The organism is Bacteroides sp. FSHCM14E1 (assembly GCF_019633785.1).
Taxonomy (GTDB): Bacteria; Bacteroidota; Bacteroidia; order Bacteroidales; family Bacteroidaceae; genus Bacteroides; species Bacteroides hominis.
The window spans coordinates 55,083-72,257 of record NZ_JADKYL010000016.1 but is presented as its reverse complement, the minus strand read 5'-3'; the positions used below and the strand labels follow the sequence as shown (position 1 = coordinate 72,257).

Here is a 17,175-nt window from a genome sequence, read left to right as displayed (position 1 = left end):
GATGTGTACACCAGCCTGACAATAAATGTGGAAGATAAGGATACAGTGATGAATTTAATCGGACTGAATACTTCTGATTTTTTTCAGCAGTGGAAGAATATTTGAAAGATTCGATATGCCCACTATGAAAATTAAAACGATATTTAAATAAATATAATTGAGTTTGAATTTATTTTTTCTTCAAATATTTTCGTAAAATGGGAATTCGCTTGAATATGTGTCCAATAGAAAGTACGTTCATTAAAATTCCAATTTTATAGTGGCATAACCCTATTGAAGAGTTTGCCCCATCTACGTTGAACAATATAATACCTGTAAGAACAACAAGTGTAAATGTTGCGGATAACCATAATGTAACTCTACTTTTCTGTCCTATTCCTTTGTTTACAATTCCTTTATACCAATTCCAATGAGTTATTATATGGAATATGACGGTTATCAGGAACAATAAACTTGCTATCACATGAAATACCGCCCAATTGTGCCATATTTCATGGTCGTTTTCATGTGCGGCAATATGCAGTCCTATCCCTGTGTATGAGGTAAGGATAAATAAAGGTATTAATATCCAGTCTATTATATATATCCGTTTCATCTTTTTTAATTAGCTGATTTTACGGATACAAAGGTCATGAATTTGATACCTACAGTACGATAACAATTGTAAAGAAATGAATTAACGTCTTTTTCTTATTCGAGATAATGATACAGGGGTAATACCGAGATAGGAAGCTATGTAATGTTGCGGAACTCGTTGTATAATATCGGGATATTCTTTTAGCAGTTCCTCATATCGTTGTTGTGGGGTGTTCTTTATACGGGAAAGAAACAACTGCTGGTAAACATGAAATCGGTCTATGAGCTTTTCTTCATATATTTGTTTTAATGAGGGTGTTTGTTCAATAAGATGATAAAAATCATCTCTTTTTATCGTTGATACTTCCGTGGGCTCAATACTTTCCAATGAAAAAAGACTCGGTTTACGTCTATATAAACTATCGAATGATGCAACAAAATCTCCCTCAAAGAAGAATTGGAAAGTAATGTCTTTGCCTTCATTATAGAAAAAAAGACGTAAACACCCTTTACGAATTAAGTACAGTCTATCGGCAATCTTACCTTCTTCCAGCAATATCGTCTTGGATGGAATAGACAGGTTATTAGTTCCTATCAGGGATTCAAATAGATTATTTAAGTAATTAGCTTTTGTCATAATGCAAAGTTGTGAAAAAATAAGGTTTCGCGTTTATTCATTTTGCGACTCCTTTTTAGAAATATTTGGGAGGAAATTCTGTGCTGTTTGGCTTTAATGTGGCTTTTCTTTGGCCCTCAATCAAATAAAAATAGAGCGTAACGAATATAGTTTCAAACTTCTTCGCTACGCTCTATTTTCATCTGTTTTTTCGCTCTGGATTTATTTTATTTTCAGGCGGTCGAATCCTTCGCCGTATACACCGATTACTGAGCTTTGTGAAATGAAAGCATTCGGATCGATATCCTTCACCAGGCGGAAGATGTCGAGAGACTGGCGTTTATAGGCAAGCACGACTAATACTTTTACATTGTTTTGGCTATACCAGCCTAATCCGTCAAGAACGGTTACCCCCCGATGGGTTTCTTTCGTTATGCGGTCGGCAATCTTTGCATAATCTTTCGAAAAGATAAAGAATTGTACAGACTGGCGGGCGCTGTTAACCACGTAGTCCAGCACAAAACCAATGATGAACAAGGTAACAAAACCGAATATCACTCTGCGCCAGTCATTGAAGATGAAGTAGCATGAACTGATAATGATGATATCACAAAACATAATCATTCGTCCAAGAGTAACATCCTTGTATTTATTAACAATGGCTGCAATGATATCAGTACCGCCTGTGCTGCCGTTATTATTGAATACCACCCCTAATCCGAGTCCACACATGATGGCACCGATAATACAGGCCATGAAGTCTTGACCTTCTCCTACCAACTGAAGCGGAGCTCCTTTATCGTCCACAATAACCAGTTGGAAGAACCATAAGAAGAAAGTGAGCATAAAGATGGCATATGTCGTCTTTATACTAAACTTCGGACCAAGTATCTTAATGGCAAATGTCATCAGCACAGCATTGATGATGAAATAAGACCATTGGATAGGAAAGCCTGTTGCATAATAGATGATGGCACCGATACCGGTTGTTCCACCTGTAGTAATCTGATAAGGAATAAGAAAGGCTGTCCAGCCTAACGCATAACTTATCAGTCCGAGAGTGATAAAGATATAATCTCTCAACTCTCGCATTACATCGGATTTTGTGGGTTTGCTTATCATTTTGTGTGTAGGTATTAAATAACAACGTTAACAATCTTCTTCGGAACTACAATAACTTTTTTCGGTGTTTTACCTTCTGTCCATTTCAACGAGCGTTCGTCAGCAAGTACGGTGGCTTGAATTACATCGCTGGCGGCATCTGCAGGAAACTCCATATTGAAACGGGCTTTGCCATTGAAAGAAATCGTGTAATTAACCGTATCTTCTACCAGGTATTGTTCATTAAATGCCGGCCATTGTGCATCACATACGGAAGTGGTGTTTCCTAATGTATCCCATAATTCTTCGCAAACATGGGGAGCGAAGGGAGCGAGGACCACAACGAGCTGCTCCAATATTTCTTTTTTGCTGCATTTCAAACTTGAGAGTTCGTTGACACAGATCATGAAAGCACTTACCGAAGTATTGTAGGAGAACTGTTCAATATCACCGGTTACTTTCTTAATGAGCTTATGAAGTGCCTTTAGTTCGTCTTTGGTAGCCGGTTCGTCTTTTACCAGATACTCGCCGTTTCTGTCATAGAATAGCGACCAGAATTTTTTAATGAAACGATGTACGCCATCTATTCCGTTCGTGTCCCAGGGTTTGGATTGTTCAACCGGTCCGAGGAACATTTCGTACATACGAAGTGTATCGGCGCCATATTTTTCGACAATCATATCCGGATTAACTACATTGAACATAGATTTACTCATCTTTTCAACGGCCCATCCACAGATATATTTACCGTCTTCCAGGATGAATTCGGCAGTTTCGTATTCGGGTCTCCATGCTTTGAAAGCTTCCAGATCGAGAATATCGTTAGATACAATATTTACGTCGACATGAATAGGAGTTACCTCATATTGATCTTTCAGGTTCAGAGATACGAAAGTATTGGTGTCTTTGATACGATAAACAAAGTTGCTTCGTCCCTGTATCATTCCTTGATTGACCAGTTTCTGGAAAGGTTCTTCAGCTACAGATATGCCTAAATCATGCAGGAATTTATTCCAGAAACGTGAGTAAATCAAGTGTCCGGTAGCATGTTCCGTACCGCCCACATACAGGTCTACATTTCTCCAGTATTGATCTACGGCAGGAGCAACGAGTGCTTCGTGATTACGCGGATCCATATAACGCAAATAATAGGCAGAAGAACCTGCAAAGCCTGGCATTGTATTCAGTTCCAATGGGAAAATGGTTACATTGTCGATTTTGTCATTGTCTGTCACACACTTGTTGACAGTATCCCATGCCCATTTGGTAGCATGTCCCAATGGGGGCTCACCTGTTTCTGTAGGAAGGAATTTAGCTACTTCCGGCAACTCTAACGGGAGACAACTTTCATCGATCATGTAAGGCATTCCGTCTTTATAGTAAACCGGGAATGGTTCACCCCAATAACGCTGACGCGAGAAAATGGCGTCACGTAAACGGAAATTTACTTTTACACGGCCTAATCCAGTTGCCTTGATATATTCTTTAGTTTTGGCGATTGCTTCTTTTACGGTCAATCCGTTCAATACGAGTCCGCCTTCGGGAGCTCCCGGACGGGGAGAATTCATCATAATACCTTCTTTGGCATCAAAGCTTTCTTCACTGACATCGCAACCTTCAATCAACGGGCGAATTTCCAGATTGAAATGTTTGGCAAAAGCATAGTCACGGCTGTCGTGTGCAGGTACAGCCATGATGGCACCAGTACCGTAACCTGCCAGTACATAATCACTGATCCATACCGGTATAGGTTCATTGGTTAATGGATTAATGGCATAACTTCCGGAGAATACACCACTAACACTGCGATCGGCGATGCGTTCGCGTTCGGTACGTTTTTTGGTACGGTCCAGATAAGCGTCTACTTCTGCCTTTTGTGCAGGGGTCGTTAATTGGGATACCAATTCGCTTTCCGGGGCAAGCACCATGAAAGTAACTCCAAATACCGTGTCGGCACGGGTTGTAAAGATAGTAAATTCAATATCCGAATCTTTCACTTTAAAGTTCATTTCAGCACCTTCGCTACGTCCAATCCAGTTACGTTGGGTCTCTTTCAGCGAGTCGGTCCATTCTACGGTTTCAAGTCCGTCGAGCAAACGTTGTGCATAAGCGGATACGCGCAGGCACCACTGACGCATCACTTTTTGAATAACGGGATAGCCGCCTCTTTCGGAAACACCGTCAACTACTTCATCATTGGCAAGTACGGTACCCAAAGCCGGACACCAGTTTACCATTGTATTGCCCAAATAGGCTATACGGTAGTTCATGAGGATTTCCTGTTGTTCTTTTTCGCTTTTAGCATTCCATTCGTCGGCAGTAAAGTCCATTTCTTCGCCACAGGCTACGTTCATACCTTGTGTTCCGTTGGTACTAAAAGCTTCTATTAACTCTTCGATGGGACGTGCCTGTTTTTCATCATTGCAATAATAGCTGTTGAACATTTTGATAAATGCCCATTGAGTCCAATGATAATATTCCGGATCGCAAGTGCGGATTTCACGATTCCAGTCGAATGAAAATCCTATCTTATCCAACTGTTCACGATAACGGTTGATGTTATTGATGGTAGTAATTGCAGGGTGTTGTCCGGTCTGGATAGCATATTGTTCGGCTGGCAGTCCGTAAGCATCGTAACCCATCGGATTCAGGACATTAAATCCTTGCAGGCGTTTATAACGTGCATAGATGTCCGAAGCAATATATCCGAGCGGATGGCCTACGTGCAGTCCGGCTCCCGAAGGGTAAGGGAACATATTGAGTACATAGAATTTTTGTTTGGATGCATCTTCATTTACTTGGTAGGTATGGTGGTCTACCCATATTTTCTGCCATTTCTTTTCGATCTCCCTGAAATTATATTCCATAGCGATAACCTTTTGTTTATAGTGATTTATAATATATACTTTAATATGAGGGAGCAAATTTACATGATTATTTTCAGATAACCACGAAGATAGCTAAAAAACAAAATAGGTATGAAAGGGAAGGATCAGAAAATAAAAATCTTATATTTGTTGATAATTTAAATTTTAGTGTTTATATTTGTAATCATCGATTAGACATATGATTACTCAAAAGATAAAAATGATGACATTCATTCAATAGGTTTGAGCACGAAGATGTGCTGAAAGGATAACGATCGGGATATAATCTTTATGGAATATATCCCGATTTTTTTATTTTTCGGCCAATATGATCACTGGATTCTCATCATTTTCTTGTATTTCATACGAGATCAGATATTTTCCGTCATCAGACATGGATTCAGGTATGAATGAGTGTTTTTTGGTATGGCGAATGAATATTGCGGATAGGGGAGTCGGATATTACCGGATTTCTTTTCTTTTAGATCATAGTAGAGCAGATAATTTTGTTTATTGGCTGTTGCCGAAAAGAAGAGTTTATTATCCCATTTTCCGATAAGAATCAATATCGCCGCATTATCAAAAACACTTTTTCTGGGATCTGTCAGTGTGTATCGTACATCTTCCGCTACTTTATATTTTCCTAATTCAATATGCCATTGCGAGACGGGTTGATATTGATTATCAATGGAAAAAATAATCTCTCTTTGAAGAAAGTGTGACCATCTGTGTGGAATGAATTACATTCATTTGGAAGGGAAATTATTGGAATCTGTGGAGTAAGGACATAAAAAAAGGAGCAACGCCTTGCTCCAACCTTTGTTAACCTTAAATCTAATACTATGAAAAACACATTGCAAATGTACGGCTTTTCATGGGAATAGCAAATAATCCAAGAATAAAAGCATGTTTTATAACACGTTTTAAGAAAAAAGTGCGGTTTATTAAATGTTTTAGGATCTTTAATTACTATTTTTTGTGGTGAATCGGATTGAAACGATGTTTATCTTGATTCCCGATGAGACATGGAGTAGGGACATAAAAAAAGGAGCAACGCCTTGCTCCAACCTTTGTTAACCTTAAATCTAATACTATGAAAAACACATTGCAAATGTACGGCTTTCCACGAAAACTGCAAATAATTCTGGTGAAAAACGGTATATTATAATATATTTTAATGGAATTAATAAAGTTATTAATAAATATACCTCCTTTTGAAAGGTTTATTTAGAAATTGGTGTAACCGATTTTATTGGCGGGGGATAACTGGTAAGGTTAGTAAATATACATCTTTTTAGGTATGGTAAAACTATCTGTTAAGGTAGGTAGATTAGTAGGAAACCCTTATCTTTGCCTTGTTATTTATGAACTTAAAAAAGAAGACTATCTGTGAGCAATGATATTGAATTAACCCCGATGATGAAACAATTCCTTGACCTGAAGGCTAAGCATCCGGATGCAGTGATGCTGTTCCGGTGTGGGGACTTCTATGAAACTTATTCTACCGATGCGATTATTGCGGCTGAAATATTAGGAATTACTCTCACGAAACGCGCCAATGGGAAAGGAAAAACCATTGAAATGGCAGGTTTTCCTCATCATGCATTAGATACTTATTTGCCGAAGCTGATCCGTGCCGGTAAGCGGGTGGCTATATGTGATCAGCTTGAAGATCCCAAAACAACGAAAAAGTTGGTGAAGCGTGGCATTACGGAGTTGGTCACTCCCGGTGTTTCTATCAATGATAACGTTTTAAATTATAAAGAAAACAACTTTCTGGCTGCTGTTCATTTCGGAAAATCCGCTTGTGGAATAGCATTTCTGGATATTTCTACCGGAGAGTTTTTGACTGCAGAAGGACCTTTTGACTATGTAGATAAGCTGCTGAATAATTTTGCCCCAAAAGAGGTTCTTTTTGAACGTGGAAAACGTGGAATGTTCGAAGGAAACTTTGGAAGTAAATTTTTTACTTTTGAACTGGATGATTGGGTGTTCACCGAATCCAGCTCCAGGGAGAAATTACTGAAACATTTTGAGACGAAAAATCTGAAAGGATTTGGAGTTGAGCATCTTAAAAACGGTATTGTTGCTTCCGGAGCTATTCTGCAATATCTGGACATGACGGAGCATACTCAGGTGGGGCATATCACTTCATTAGCCCGTATCGAAGAGGACAAGTATGTACGTCTTGATAAATTTACAGTGCGCAGCCTGGAGTTGATCGGTAGCATGAATGATGGTGGAAGTAGCCTTCTCAATGTAATCGATAAAACTATCAGCCCTATGGGAGCGCGTCTGCTGAAGCGTTGGATGGTATTTCCGTTAAAAGACGAGAAGCCTATTAACGATCGATTAAATGTAGTAGAATACTTTTTTCGTAAACCGGATTTCAGGGAGTTGATCGAAGACGAGTTGCATCGGATTGGAGATTTGGAACGTATCATTTCGAAAGTGGCCGTCGGGCGGGTTTCTCCACGTGAGGTAGTACAGTTAAAAGTTGCTTTACAAGCAATTGAACCTATTAAAGAGGCTTGCCGGCAAGCTGATAACCCCAGTTTGAATCGTATTGGAGAGCAGTTGAATCTTTGTATTTCTATTCGCGACCGCATTGAGAAGGAAATTAATAATGATCCTCCTTTGTTGATAAATAAGGGAGGAGTCATTAAAGACGGAGTGAATCCGGAACTGGATGAATTACGTCAGATAGCTTACTCGGGTAAAGATTATTTGCTTCAGATACAGCAGCGTGAAAGCGAACTGACAGGAATACCAAGTTTGAAGATTGCCTATAACAGTGTTTTCGGATACTATATTGAAGTGCGGAATGTACATAAAGATAAAGTGCCGCAAGAGTGGATACGCAAGCAGACATTGGTAAATGCAGAGCGCTACATTACTCAGGAATTGAAAGAATATGAAGAAAAGATCCTGGGTGCAGAAGATAAGATATTGGTATTGGAGACCCGCTTGTATACAGAATTGGTGCAAGCGCTGAGTGAGTTTATTCCTGCCATTCAGATCAATGCTAACCAAATAGCACGCATTGACTGTTTGCTGTCATTTGCCAATGTAGCTAAAGAGAATAATTATATCCGTCCGGTTATTGAAGACAGCGATGTGCTGGATATTCGTCAAGGGCGTCATCCGGTAATTGAAAAGCAATTGCCGATTGGAGAGAAATACATAGCTAATGATGTGATGCTGGATAATGCAACGCAGCAGATTATCATTATTACGGGTCCGAATATGGCCGGTAAGTCGGCTCTATTAAGGCAAACTGCATTGATCACCCTGCTTGCACAGATTGGTTCATTCGTTCCGGCCGAGAGTGCTCATATCGGATTGGTGGATAAGATATTCACACGTGTCGGTGCCAGTGACAATATCTCTGTAGGAGAATCTACTTTTATGGTCGAGATGAATGAAGCATCTGATATTTTGAATAATGTATCTTCCCGGAGTCTCGTTTTGTTTGATGAATTGGGACGTGGTACTTCTACTTATGACGGAATATCTATAGCTTGGGCCATTGTGGAGTATATTCATGAGCACCCGAAGGCAAAAGCACGTACACTTTTTGCTACCCACTACCATGAACTGAACGAGATGGAGAAATCCTTTAAGCGCATAAAGAATTATAATGTATCGGTTAAGGAAGTGGATAACAAAGTTATTTTTCTCCGGAAACTTGAAAGGGGTGGAAGTGAGCACTCTTTCGGTATCCATGTGGCCAAGATGGCCGGTATGCCTAAAAGTATAGTGAAACGTGCCAATGAAATTCTGAAGCAGCTCGAATCTGACAACCGCCAGCAGGGAATTTCAGGTAAACCGCTGGCAGAAGTCAGTGAGAATCGTGGAGGTATGCAGTTGAGTTTCTTTCAGCTTGATGACCCGGTCTTATGTCAGATCCGGGATGAGATACTTAATCTGGATGTGAATAATCTGACTCCGATTGAAGCATTAAACAAACTGAACGATATCAAAAAGATAGTCAGGGGCAAATAATTATTTAAGAAATTCTTCCACCTTTTTATAAAATAGAGATAAGTGGTGTCCGTCAATAAACCCATGATGAATGGTCATAGCGATGGGCATCACTAATACACCACCTCTTATGACGGCTTTACCTGCATTCATCAACGGGTAATTACTACCGTGACGATGTTCCTGCGTACAGGTCAGTGAGGTAAAATATAAATCGGGAGTGGCGCTGAGCAGCACTACATCCAGTAGATCATTACCTCCTGTCTTTTCTGCTTCATAAGGGTCTTTATCCGGATTTATTCTGTTAATGATGGCTTTGGCTTCTGTATGGAAAGTTTTAAAATCAGGATGCCAGGGAAGTCGTACAGTAAAAAAACGTCCGTTATCTGCCACTTTAATGGGAGTCAGCATATCCACTGTATCGAAATAGACTACCTGTCCTTCAGAATCGATGCGGAACCGGAATTCTTTAATTTCATTGACAGCACGCAACACGGCATAAAGATAGTGCAGGAAGAAGGATTCTCCGGCAGCTTTGGCACGGGTTTTGGCACCCGAACATTCTACTTCTGAAGTAATAGAAATAGTAGGATTCTGGAAACCAAGGAAAAACTCGTAATTTTCTTTTCTCTCCCAGGTTTTAATATCAATAATATGTTTCATTTTGCACTCTTTTTCTTTCCATAGAAAAACATAAAGTAAACACCGATGATTACGAACGGAATACTTAACCATTGTCCCATATTCAGTGCCATACCATTTTCAAAGTCCACCTGATTTTCTTTCAGGAATTCAACGAAGAAACGGAAGGTAAAGATGGCTGTCAGGCAAAGTCCGAAGAAGAATCCCCGGTGTAGTTTCTTGCTGTAGTTCTTATAAAGGAACATCATAATCAGGAATAAGATAAAATAGGCTATTGCTTCGTAAAGCTGTGCCGGATGGCGGGGTTGCATGTCTACCCGTTCGAAAACGAATGCCCAGGATACATCTGTTACCTTACCGATAATTTCAGAGTTCATTAAGTTGGCAAGGCGAATGAAACAAGCTGTGATAGGAGTGGCTACTGCAATCATGTCTACCACATCCATATAATTCATCTTTGTTTTACGGCAGTAAAGCCAAAGGGCAATAATCAGTCCGAGCGTACCTCCGTGGCTGGCCAGTCCTTCATATCCCGTGAACTTCCATCCGCCTCCGGGAAGAAATTTGACCGGAAGTATCATTTCCCAGAAATGATTCAGGTAATATGCCGGATCGTAGAACAGGCAATGTCCTAATCGTGCTCCGATGAGGATGCCGAAGAAACAATAAAAGAAAAGCGGTTCGAACTTCTTTTCGTCTATCTTCTTATCACGGTACTGATAGTGGACTACCACATAAGCAAAGAATATTCCGATAGCCCACAGTAGTCCGTAATAACGGATTGAGATGCCGAAAAGATTGAATAATTCCGGATTCGGATTCCAATTGATAGATAAAAGAAGGTTGTTCATAATTATTTCTTTATAGTTTGATGAATTTTTTAGCAACTTCCCGATAGGTAGGTACATCAATGTCCTGTTCTTCAGCTGCTGTTATCATATCGAAAAGCAGACCCTGTACCTCTGATTCGTGTCCGCGTGCTATGTCTTTTTGCATGGATGCCGTGCTCTCAGGAGCCAGCTTATCGATAACTTTCAGATTGTATGTGACTATATCTTCTTTAAATTCGATTCCAAGTTTCTTTCCCAGGGCTGCACTTTCGGTAGAGAGTCCAATGAAAGTGTCGCGTACCTTACCCGGTTTCTGCACTTCTCCCATCGGAACATTATAATAGGCTCCGGTGACTGCCATAGCCGAGATGAAAGACCATTTAATGAAGGTATCACGATTAATATCAGGAGAGATTTCAACTTTAATGCCGCTCTCCTGTAAGTCTCTCTGTACGGCTTCCATCATTCCCACAGGAACGACAGTTCCGCGGTGTGCACCATATACCAGACGGAAAATAGTTCCCATCTGAGTGATTTCGCCCGGTCCGGAAACAAACCCTACGATGTAGATACATCCGTCCAGTACAGTGATTCCCGGTACCAGACGTTGTATGCGCGGCCCGGTACCGTATACGTTTAATATAGGAATTACAATTGTATTTTCATGGGAAGCCCGTTTGATAAGTTCTGTGATGGAGTCTACGGAATATCCTTTAACACATACAAATATCACGTCAGCTTTTCCGTTATATTCTTCTGCCGTGCAAGCGTCTATCCGTAATGTATGTTCACCTTTTAAGTCCGATTTCAGTTTAAGTCCGTCCTGTTGTATCGCTTGCAGATGTGCTCCGCGAGCAATGCAGGTAACGTTTTTACCGGCAAGTGACAGAAAGCCGGCGATACTCCCGCCTACGCCTCCGGTTCCTGCGATAAGATAACGAAGTCTGTTAGTACTTTCCATGTTCATGATATTTTCTTGTGTTGCTTGTTAGGCATAATATACGGGCGCAAAGATAATGATTTGCTTGAAGATAGTGTTAGAAAGCGGGGAGTTTTCGTTTTTAGGGGAGGAGAAAAAAGAGCTGACCATTTGATCAGCTCCTCAGTCTATAAGTGAAAATAGATGTGTTATACATTGAAACGGAAGTGCATGATGTCTCCATCCTGTACTACGTATTCTTTTCCTTCTACGCCCAACTTTCCGGCTTCTTTAACAGCAGCCTCCGAGCCATATTGCAAGAAGTCTTCATATTTGATTACTTCTGCGCGGATAAATCCTTTCTCAAAATCGGTATGGATTACTCCGGCGCACTGTGGGGCTTTCCAACCTTTTTCGTAAGTCCAGGCACGTACTTCCTGTACGCCGGCAGTGAAATAAGTTTCAAGGTTCAGCAGTTTGTAGGCCGATTTAATAAGGCGTGCTACGCCCGATTCTTCCAAACCGATCTCGGCGAGGAACATTTGGCGGTCTTCGTAAGTTTCCAGTTCGGCGATGTCAGCCTCTGTTTTTCCGGCTACCACGAGGATTTCGGCATCTTCGTCCTTAACGGCTTCACGTACCATGTCCACATATTTGTTTCCGTTGACTGCACTCGCTTCGTCTACATTGCAAACATACATTACAGGTTTGCTGGTAAGCAGAAACAATTCTTTTGCTATTTTTTGTTCGTCTTTCGTTTCAAAAGTTACTGTACGTGCCGATTTGCCCTGTTCCAGCGCATCCTTGAATTGCACAAGTACGTCATAAGCTTGCTTGGCAGCTTTATCACCTCCCGTTTGGGCTTGTTTCTGCACTTTCTGTATGCGGCTCTCGATGGTTTCCAGGTCTTTTAGCTGCAACTCGTAATCGATGATTTCTTTATCCCGTACCGGATTCACACTTCCGTCCACATGAGTTACATTATCGTCGTCAAAGCAACGGAGTACATGGATGATGGCATCGGTTTCACGAATGTTAGCCAAAAATTTGTTTCCCAGTCCTTCGCCCTTACTGGCACCTTTCACAAGTCCGGCGATATCTACGATTTCTACCGTTGTAGGAACAATACGGTTGGGATGTACCAATTCGGCCAGTTTATTTAAACGCTCGTCGGGTACAGTAATTACACCCACGTTCGGTTCGATCGTACAAAAAGGGAAGTTTGCCGCCTGTGCTTTCGCGTTGGACAAACAATTGAAAAGTGTTGACTTACCTACGTTGGGTAGTCCGACAATACCACATTGCAATGCCATAATATTATAATCTTTTTTATATTATCAATCAGTTGTGTATTTCTATCAAATGGAAGAGTAACCCTATAAAGTTGAAAAAGAGCAATTACTCTAATAATATTCCGTTTTGGGGTGCAAAGATAATCAATTTTAGGCTAATGCAGTCATCTGCTTTCCCTTTTTGTCCAAAATGGGATTGCCTTTTACTACCTGGATCACAGACAATGAGAGAGAATTTGTGTCACTGTGCCGTTCTGAAAGAAATTTCATAGGGTTTTATGCCATCTCCTTCCGGAGTGCGGAAAGAAAGCCCTAAAAGAGTGATTCCATACTCTTTTCCGGGTAACAATTCTACTCCGATAATCACAGTACGGTTGTCATTGGCGTAGTTGACGTTTAAAATCTTGGGCATTGCATCCATTCCGAGGTGACCATAATTGATAGAGTATCCGCGGCCCACCAAAGGACGGTCGAAGTGGATAGTAATAGTTTTGATGTCGCTCCGAACGGTTGTATCGCCGTTGGTAAATTCGTCGATCGAAACTACTTTGGGACGGATAGAATCATAGTTTGCGGTATATTGGGCAAAGCCTGTGTAAGCTTCTGTCAGCCGTGGCATATAGTTGTTGAGAGTCGGGTATGTCGTGCGGTCAGAGGCATACTTCTCGAGTTCATCGACCAGCTTGCTTATCCAGACAAAGCCACGTGTTTTTTGTATGACGGTTTCTTTGGTGATTTCGACAGCCGGGAAGTTATGGTCTTTCATGTATTTTATGACTGCCGCACGTACCATTGCTTCAGTGAGGACAATAGACCATTGTCCATAGGCTTGGCGCGCCATTTGTTCGCCAACCGCAGCATAAATCTGTTCGCCGCTTGTGCGGAACATTTCCGGATCGAAGCTTACGAACGAATGGTTGAATTCGTGGATTAAAATTGGTAAGATTAATTCAGATGGATAAACAACCATTCCTACGGAATCGGTAACCCATGCTCCCATGATTGAAAAGACATTATGTACGTTTTCCTTGTCAGTGACACTCGGTCCATAATTTCCCGAACCGTTGCCCATTGAAAGTATAATGTGAAACCGGTCGTTGGACTTCTGCCCATAGAAGTCATTATACCATTGGATATCTATGTTTTTGTAAATAGGCATAAAACGATTTACAGCCTCTTTATATAAGTTTTCGTTTGAGTGATAAAAGGCATCGAAACGACTGTCTTTGACAAACTTCTTTAACAGTTTGATGAATGACCCTACTTGATTCCTATTCCAACGAGAGTCCAGTGAACCATAATCTTCGGGCAGATTGAACTGGTCGTCGAGATTGACAGCCATACTCATCACTGCATCGTATGAAACACCGTCAGTCTTGACCAACGAGCGTACGAATAGTATAAGTTCGTGGTTTTTATATGGAGAAAAATGCGATTCGATGCGGTCTGTGTAGAGTTTGAAATCGTTTTTGCTATACTCCGGATTACCCGTTAAACGGAAAACAATGCTAAGTAGTTCGACTCTCTTATCTACTGTCGGCCGGATGAGCATACTGTCAGTTTGTGCCTTTACCTGTTGTGCTGCACAGATTAGCAGCGTAAACATAATGAGGGTGATCTTTCTCATATTGAAATAAGTGTTTGGAGGTTATGATATTGACAAAGGTAATTAAATAGGAATTAATACAGCCACTTCTTTATACTTTTTTGATATTGAGTGCATAAAGGAAACTATTATTTTTTCAAACAGTGTCGTTATTGTATTATATTTGCCCAAGTAATTCACAAACACTTAATAGCATGAAAAAGTATTTATCATTTATTCTCCTGTTCGTTGCCTTCACCTTACAGGCACAGGAGACGTACAAAACAGTAAAAGACATTTCGTATATTTCTGCGGGGGAAACGGATGGTTACCGTAAGGAACGCTGTAAACTTGATGTCTATTATCCGGTTGGGAAAAAAGACTTTCCGACGATTGTCTGGTTTCATGGCGGAGGATTGGAAGGGGGAGGAAAACACATTCCTGAGATGTTTATGAATCAAGGATTTGCAGTAGTCGCTGTCAATTACAGGCTTAGTCCTAAAGCTAAAAACCCTGCTTATACCGATGATGCAGCCGCTGCCGTTGCCTGGACCTGTAAACATATAGAAGAATATGGAGGTAGTCCCAAACGTGTTTTTGTTACCGGACATTCGGCCGGAGGTTATTTGACTTTAATGGTCGGATTAGATAAATCATATCTTCGGAAATATGGAGTAGATGCTGACAGCATAGCTGCGTATCTTCCTATCAGCGGGCAGACTGTTACACATTTCACCATACGTAAAGAACGCGCGCTGCCCGAAGGTATTCCGGTGATAGACCGGTATGCGCCTTGCAACAAAGCCCGTAAGAATACACCTCCTTTTATATTGATTACCGGTGACCGGAATTTGGAAATGGCAGACCGTTACGAAGAAAATGCTTTGCTGGCTCCAGTACTGAAGAATATTGGTAATCAGAAAGTATCACTTTACGAATTGCAGGGCTTTGATCACGGGCAGGTATATACTCCGGGTTGTTGTCTGGTGGCGAATTATATTCGTCGTTTTACTGTGTCCGGAATGTAACCGGCGGTTCGTTTGGATTCTTTAGAAAGATATTTCTCCCTCATTCGTAGTACGAATTTACCATACTTATGGTATTGAGAATGAACCAAATCTACACTACTTTTGTCCTATTACTAATAAACAGATATTTAATAATAGATAGATATGGGAAAGATAGCAAAGAAGCTGACAGATTTAGTCGGTAACACTCCGTTACTGGAGTTGAGTAATTATAACGCAAGTAAAGGGCTCAAAGCACGTGTAGTGGCAAAGCTGGAATATTTCAATCCGGCCGGAAGTGTGAAAGACCGTATTTCTCTGGCCATGATTGAAGATGCCGAAGTGAAGGGGACGTTGAGGCCAGGATCTGTTATTATAGAGCCAACCAGTGGAAATACCGGAGTCGGTTTGGCATTTGTGGCTGCTGCCAAAGGATATAAGCTGATATTGACCATGCCCGACACGATGAGTATGGAACGCAGGAACCTGTTGAAGGCGTTGGGAGCGGAGCTTGTACTTACTCCGGGAGCAAACGGGATGAAAGGAGCCATTGCCAAGGCTGAGGAACTGCAAGCGGCTACTCCCGGATCTGTCATTCTGCAACAGTTCGAAAATCCGGCTAACCCTGCGGTTCATGTACGTACTACCGGACAGGAGATCTGGAGAGATACCGATGGAAAGGTGGACATCTTTGTGGGCGGAGTAGGAACGGGAGGTACCGTAAGTGGAGTAGGGGCTGCTTTGAAGGAGCATAATCCTACTGTACGAATTGTGGCTGTAGAGCCTACCGATTCACCGGTATTATCGGGTGGTGCTCCCGGTCCGCACAAGATACAGGGTATTGGAGCAGGATTTATACCCAAAACCTATAATGCTGCTGTGGTAGACGAGATTAAACAGGTAGGAAACGATGATGCTATCCGTACCAGTCGTGAACTGGCGGCTAAAGAGGGGCTTTTGGTCGGAATCTCTTCCGGGGCGGCAGTATATGCAGCTACCGAGTTAGCCAGACTTCCGGAGAATGAAGGAAAATTGATTGTTGTATTATTGCCGGATACAGGCGAACGCTATCTGTCGACAATCTTGTATGCGTTCGAGGAGTATCCGCTCTGATGCATTGTTCACCACAGATTACACAGATTTGCACAGATTAATGATTCGTCTTACTAACTATCGGATCAAAATTCTGAGCGAATCCGTGTAATCTGTGGTGAATTTATTTCGTATGCGGCACCGCATACTCTTTTGCCGTAACGTTTTCAATCGGTATCTCCCAGATTTTTACATTTCTCACTGCCGGATCTGAGTATACAAATTCCCGGCTGCTATAATGGCGCATCAATATATTGAGCGCTTCACGTTTTTCTTCCAGGTCTTCGATAAAGTTTACGCGTCCTCTGCAAATCACACTTTTGGCCCGCATCCGATAACTGCATGCCACCTTGGGGTGCTGGAATACCAATTCGTGGTCTACACTGAAAGTGATGCAGACACGGTTATTTTTTGCCAGCATATCGATGCTGCTGCCTGTGGGGCCGGAATGCAGATAGATCACTCCATCCTGATAGCCGAAGTTCATGGGGATCACATAAGGGTTGCCTTCCAGGTCGGTGATACCGACAAAGCAAATATCGCAACGGGAGATAATTTCTTCTACCTGCTCTTTGTTTTCAATGATTACTGTCTTCATAACTATATTCTCTTGATAGGAATACAAAGATGGAAATTTATTTTAATAACTTTGCCTTCCGGGAAT

At 41.3% G+C, this 17,175-nt stretch carries 13 protein-coding genes; 3 read left to right on the top strand and 10 right to left on the bottom strand.

Translation table 11 applies throughout. The features are described from left to right. Nucleotides 1-169: 169 nt before the first annotated feature. The 4 genes from ISX59_RS19015 to leuS form a co-directional block, all read right to left on the bottom strand. The gene (locus tag ISX59_RS19015; RefSeq protein WP_032540934.1) at nt 170-595 is read right to left on the bottom strand and encodes a DUF4405 domain-containing protein; all 426 of its coding nucleotides are present in this window, start codon (nt 593-595) and stop codon (nt 170-172) included. Between the two features lie 81 nt (nt 596-676). Continuing rightward, nucleotides 677-1,213 carry a Crp/Fnr family transcriptional regulator gene (locus tag ISX59_RS19010; protein ID WP_032540933.1) on the bottom strand — a complete coding sequence of 179 codons (537 nt, stop codon included), beginning with the start codon at nt 1,211-1,213 and terminating at the stop codon, nt 677-679. A 201-nt stretch (nt 1,214-1,414) separates the two neighbouring features. After that, nucleotides 1,415-2,314 carry a YitT family protein gene (locus ISX59_RS19005; RefSeq protein WP_005782852.1) on the bottom strand — a complete coding sequence of 300 codons (900 nt, stop codon included), beginning with the start codon at nt 2,312-2,314 and terminating at the stop codon, nt 1,415-1,417. A 14-nt stretch (nt 2,315-2,328) separates the two neighbouring features. Further along, nucleotides 2,329-5,160: a leucine--tRNA ligase gene (gene leuS / locus ISX59_RS19000; RefSeq protein WP_032540932.1), complete on the bottom strand. Its 2,832-nt coding sequence runs from the start codon at nt 5,158-5,160 to the stop codon at nt 2,329-2,331. A 1,389-nt stretch (nt 5,161-6,549) separates the two neighbouring features. Between leuS and mutS the strand changes: the two genes are divergently transcribed. Beyond that, nucleotides 6,550-9,165, top strand: coding sequence for a DNA mismatch repair protein MutS (gene mutS, locus ISX59_RS18995; protein WP_005782858.1), 2,616 nt, complete (start codon nt 6,550-6,552; stop codon nt 9,163-9,165). Here mutS and ISX59_RS18990 read toward each other — a convergent pair whose 3' ends face one another. The 5 genes from ISX59_RS18990 to ISX59_RS18970 all read right to left on the bottom strand — a co-directional run bounded on the left by ISX59_RS18990 (nt 9,166) and on the right by ISX59_RS18970 (nt 14,454). Next, nucleotides 9,166-9,807, bottom strand: coding sequence for a chloramphenicol acetyltransferase (locus tag ISX59_RS18990; protein WP_005782860.1), 642 nt, complete (start codon nt 9,805-9,807; stop codon nt 9,166-9,168). It abuts the gene before it with no gap. Then, nucleotides 9,804-10,637: a prolipoprotein diacylglyceryl transferase gene (lgt, locus tag ISX59_RS18985; RefSeq protein ID WP_005782862.1), complete on the bottom strand. Its 834-nt coding sequence runs from the start codon at nt 10,635-10,637 to the stop codon at nt 9,804-9,806. The genes ISX59_RS18990 and lgt overlap by 4 nt, the downstream gene beginning before the upstream one ends. A 10-nt stretch (nt 10,638-10,647) precedes the next feature. Then, on the bottom strand, nt 10,648-11,577 hold the full coding sequence (locus ISX59_RS18980) for a ketopantoate reductase family protein (RefSeq protein ID WP_032540950.1): 930 nt from the start codon (nt 11,575-11,577) through the stop codon (nt 10,648-10,650). Nucleotides 11,578-11,744: 167 nt separating this feature from the next. Then, a complete protein-coding gene (gene ychF, locus ISX59_RS18975) occupies nt 11,745-12,848 on the bottom strand; it encodes a redox-regulated ATPase YchF (RefSeq protein ID WP_005782865.1) in 1,104 nt (367 codons plus the stop codon). Nucleotides 12,849-13,068: 220 nt separating this feature from the next. Further along, complete coding sequence (locus ISX59_RS18970; RefSeq protein WP_044301700.1) at nt 13,069-14,454, bottom strand: DUF4932 domain-containing protein; 1,386 nt, start codon at nt 14,452-14,454, stop codon at nt 13,069-13,071. A gap of 173 nt (nt 14,455-14,627) precedes the next feature. On the opposite strand from ISX59_RS18970, the gene ISX59_RS18965 reads away from it, so the two are divergent. Beyond that, nucleotides 14,628-15,440 (top strand): alpha/beta hydrolase, encoded by an 813-nt coding sequence (locus ISX59_RS18965; RefSeq protein ID WP_220576163.1) that lies wholly within the window; start codon nt 14,628-14,630, stop codon nt 15,438-15,440. A gap of 144 nt (nt 15,441-15,584) precedes the next feature. After that, nucleotides 15,585-16,532, top strand: a complete 948-nt coding sequence (cysK, locus tag ISX59_RS18960) for a cysteine synthase A (RefSeq protein ID WP_032540930.1) — start codon at nt 15,585-15,587, stop codon at nt 16,530-16,532. Nucleotides 16,533-16,635: 103 nt separating this feature from the next. On the opposite strand, the gene ISX59_RS18955 is transcribed toward cysK, so the two are convergent. Next, the gene (locus ISX59_RS18955) at nt 16,636-17,109 is read right to left on the bottom strand and encodes a pyridoxamine 5'-phosphate oxidase family protein (RefSeq protein ID WP_005782870.1); all 474 of its coding nucleotides are present in this window, start codon (nt 17,107-17,109) and stop codon (nt 16,636-16,638) included. Between the last annotated feature and the right edge of the window lie 66 nt (nt 17,110-17,175).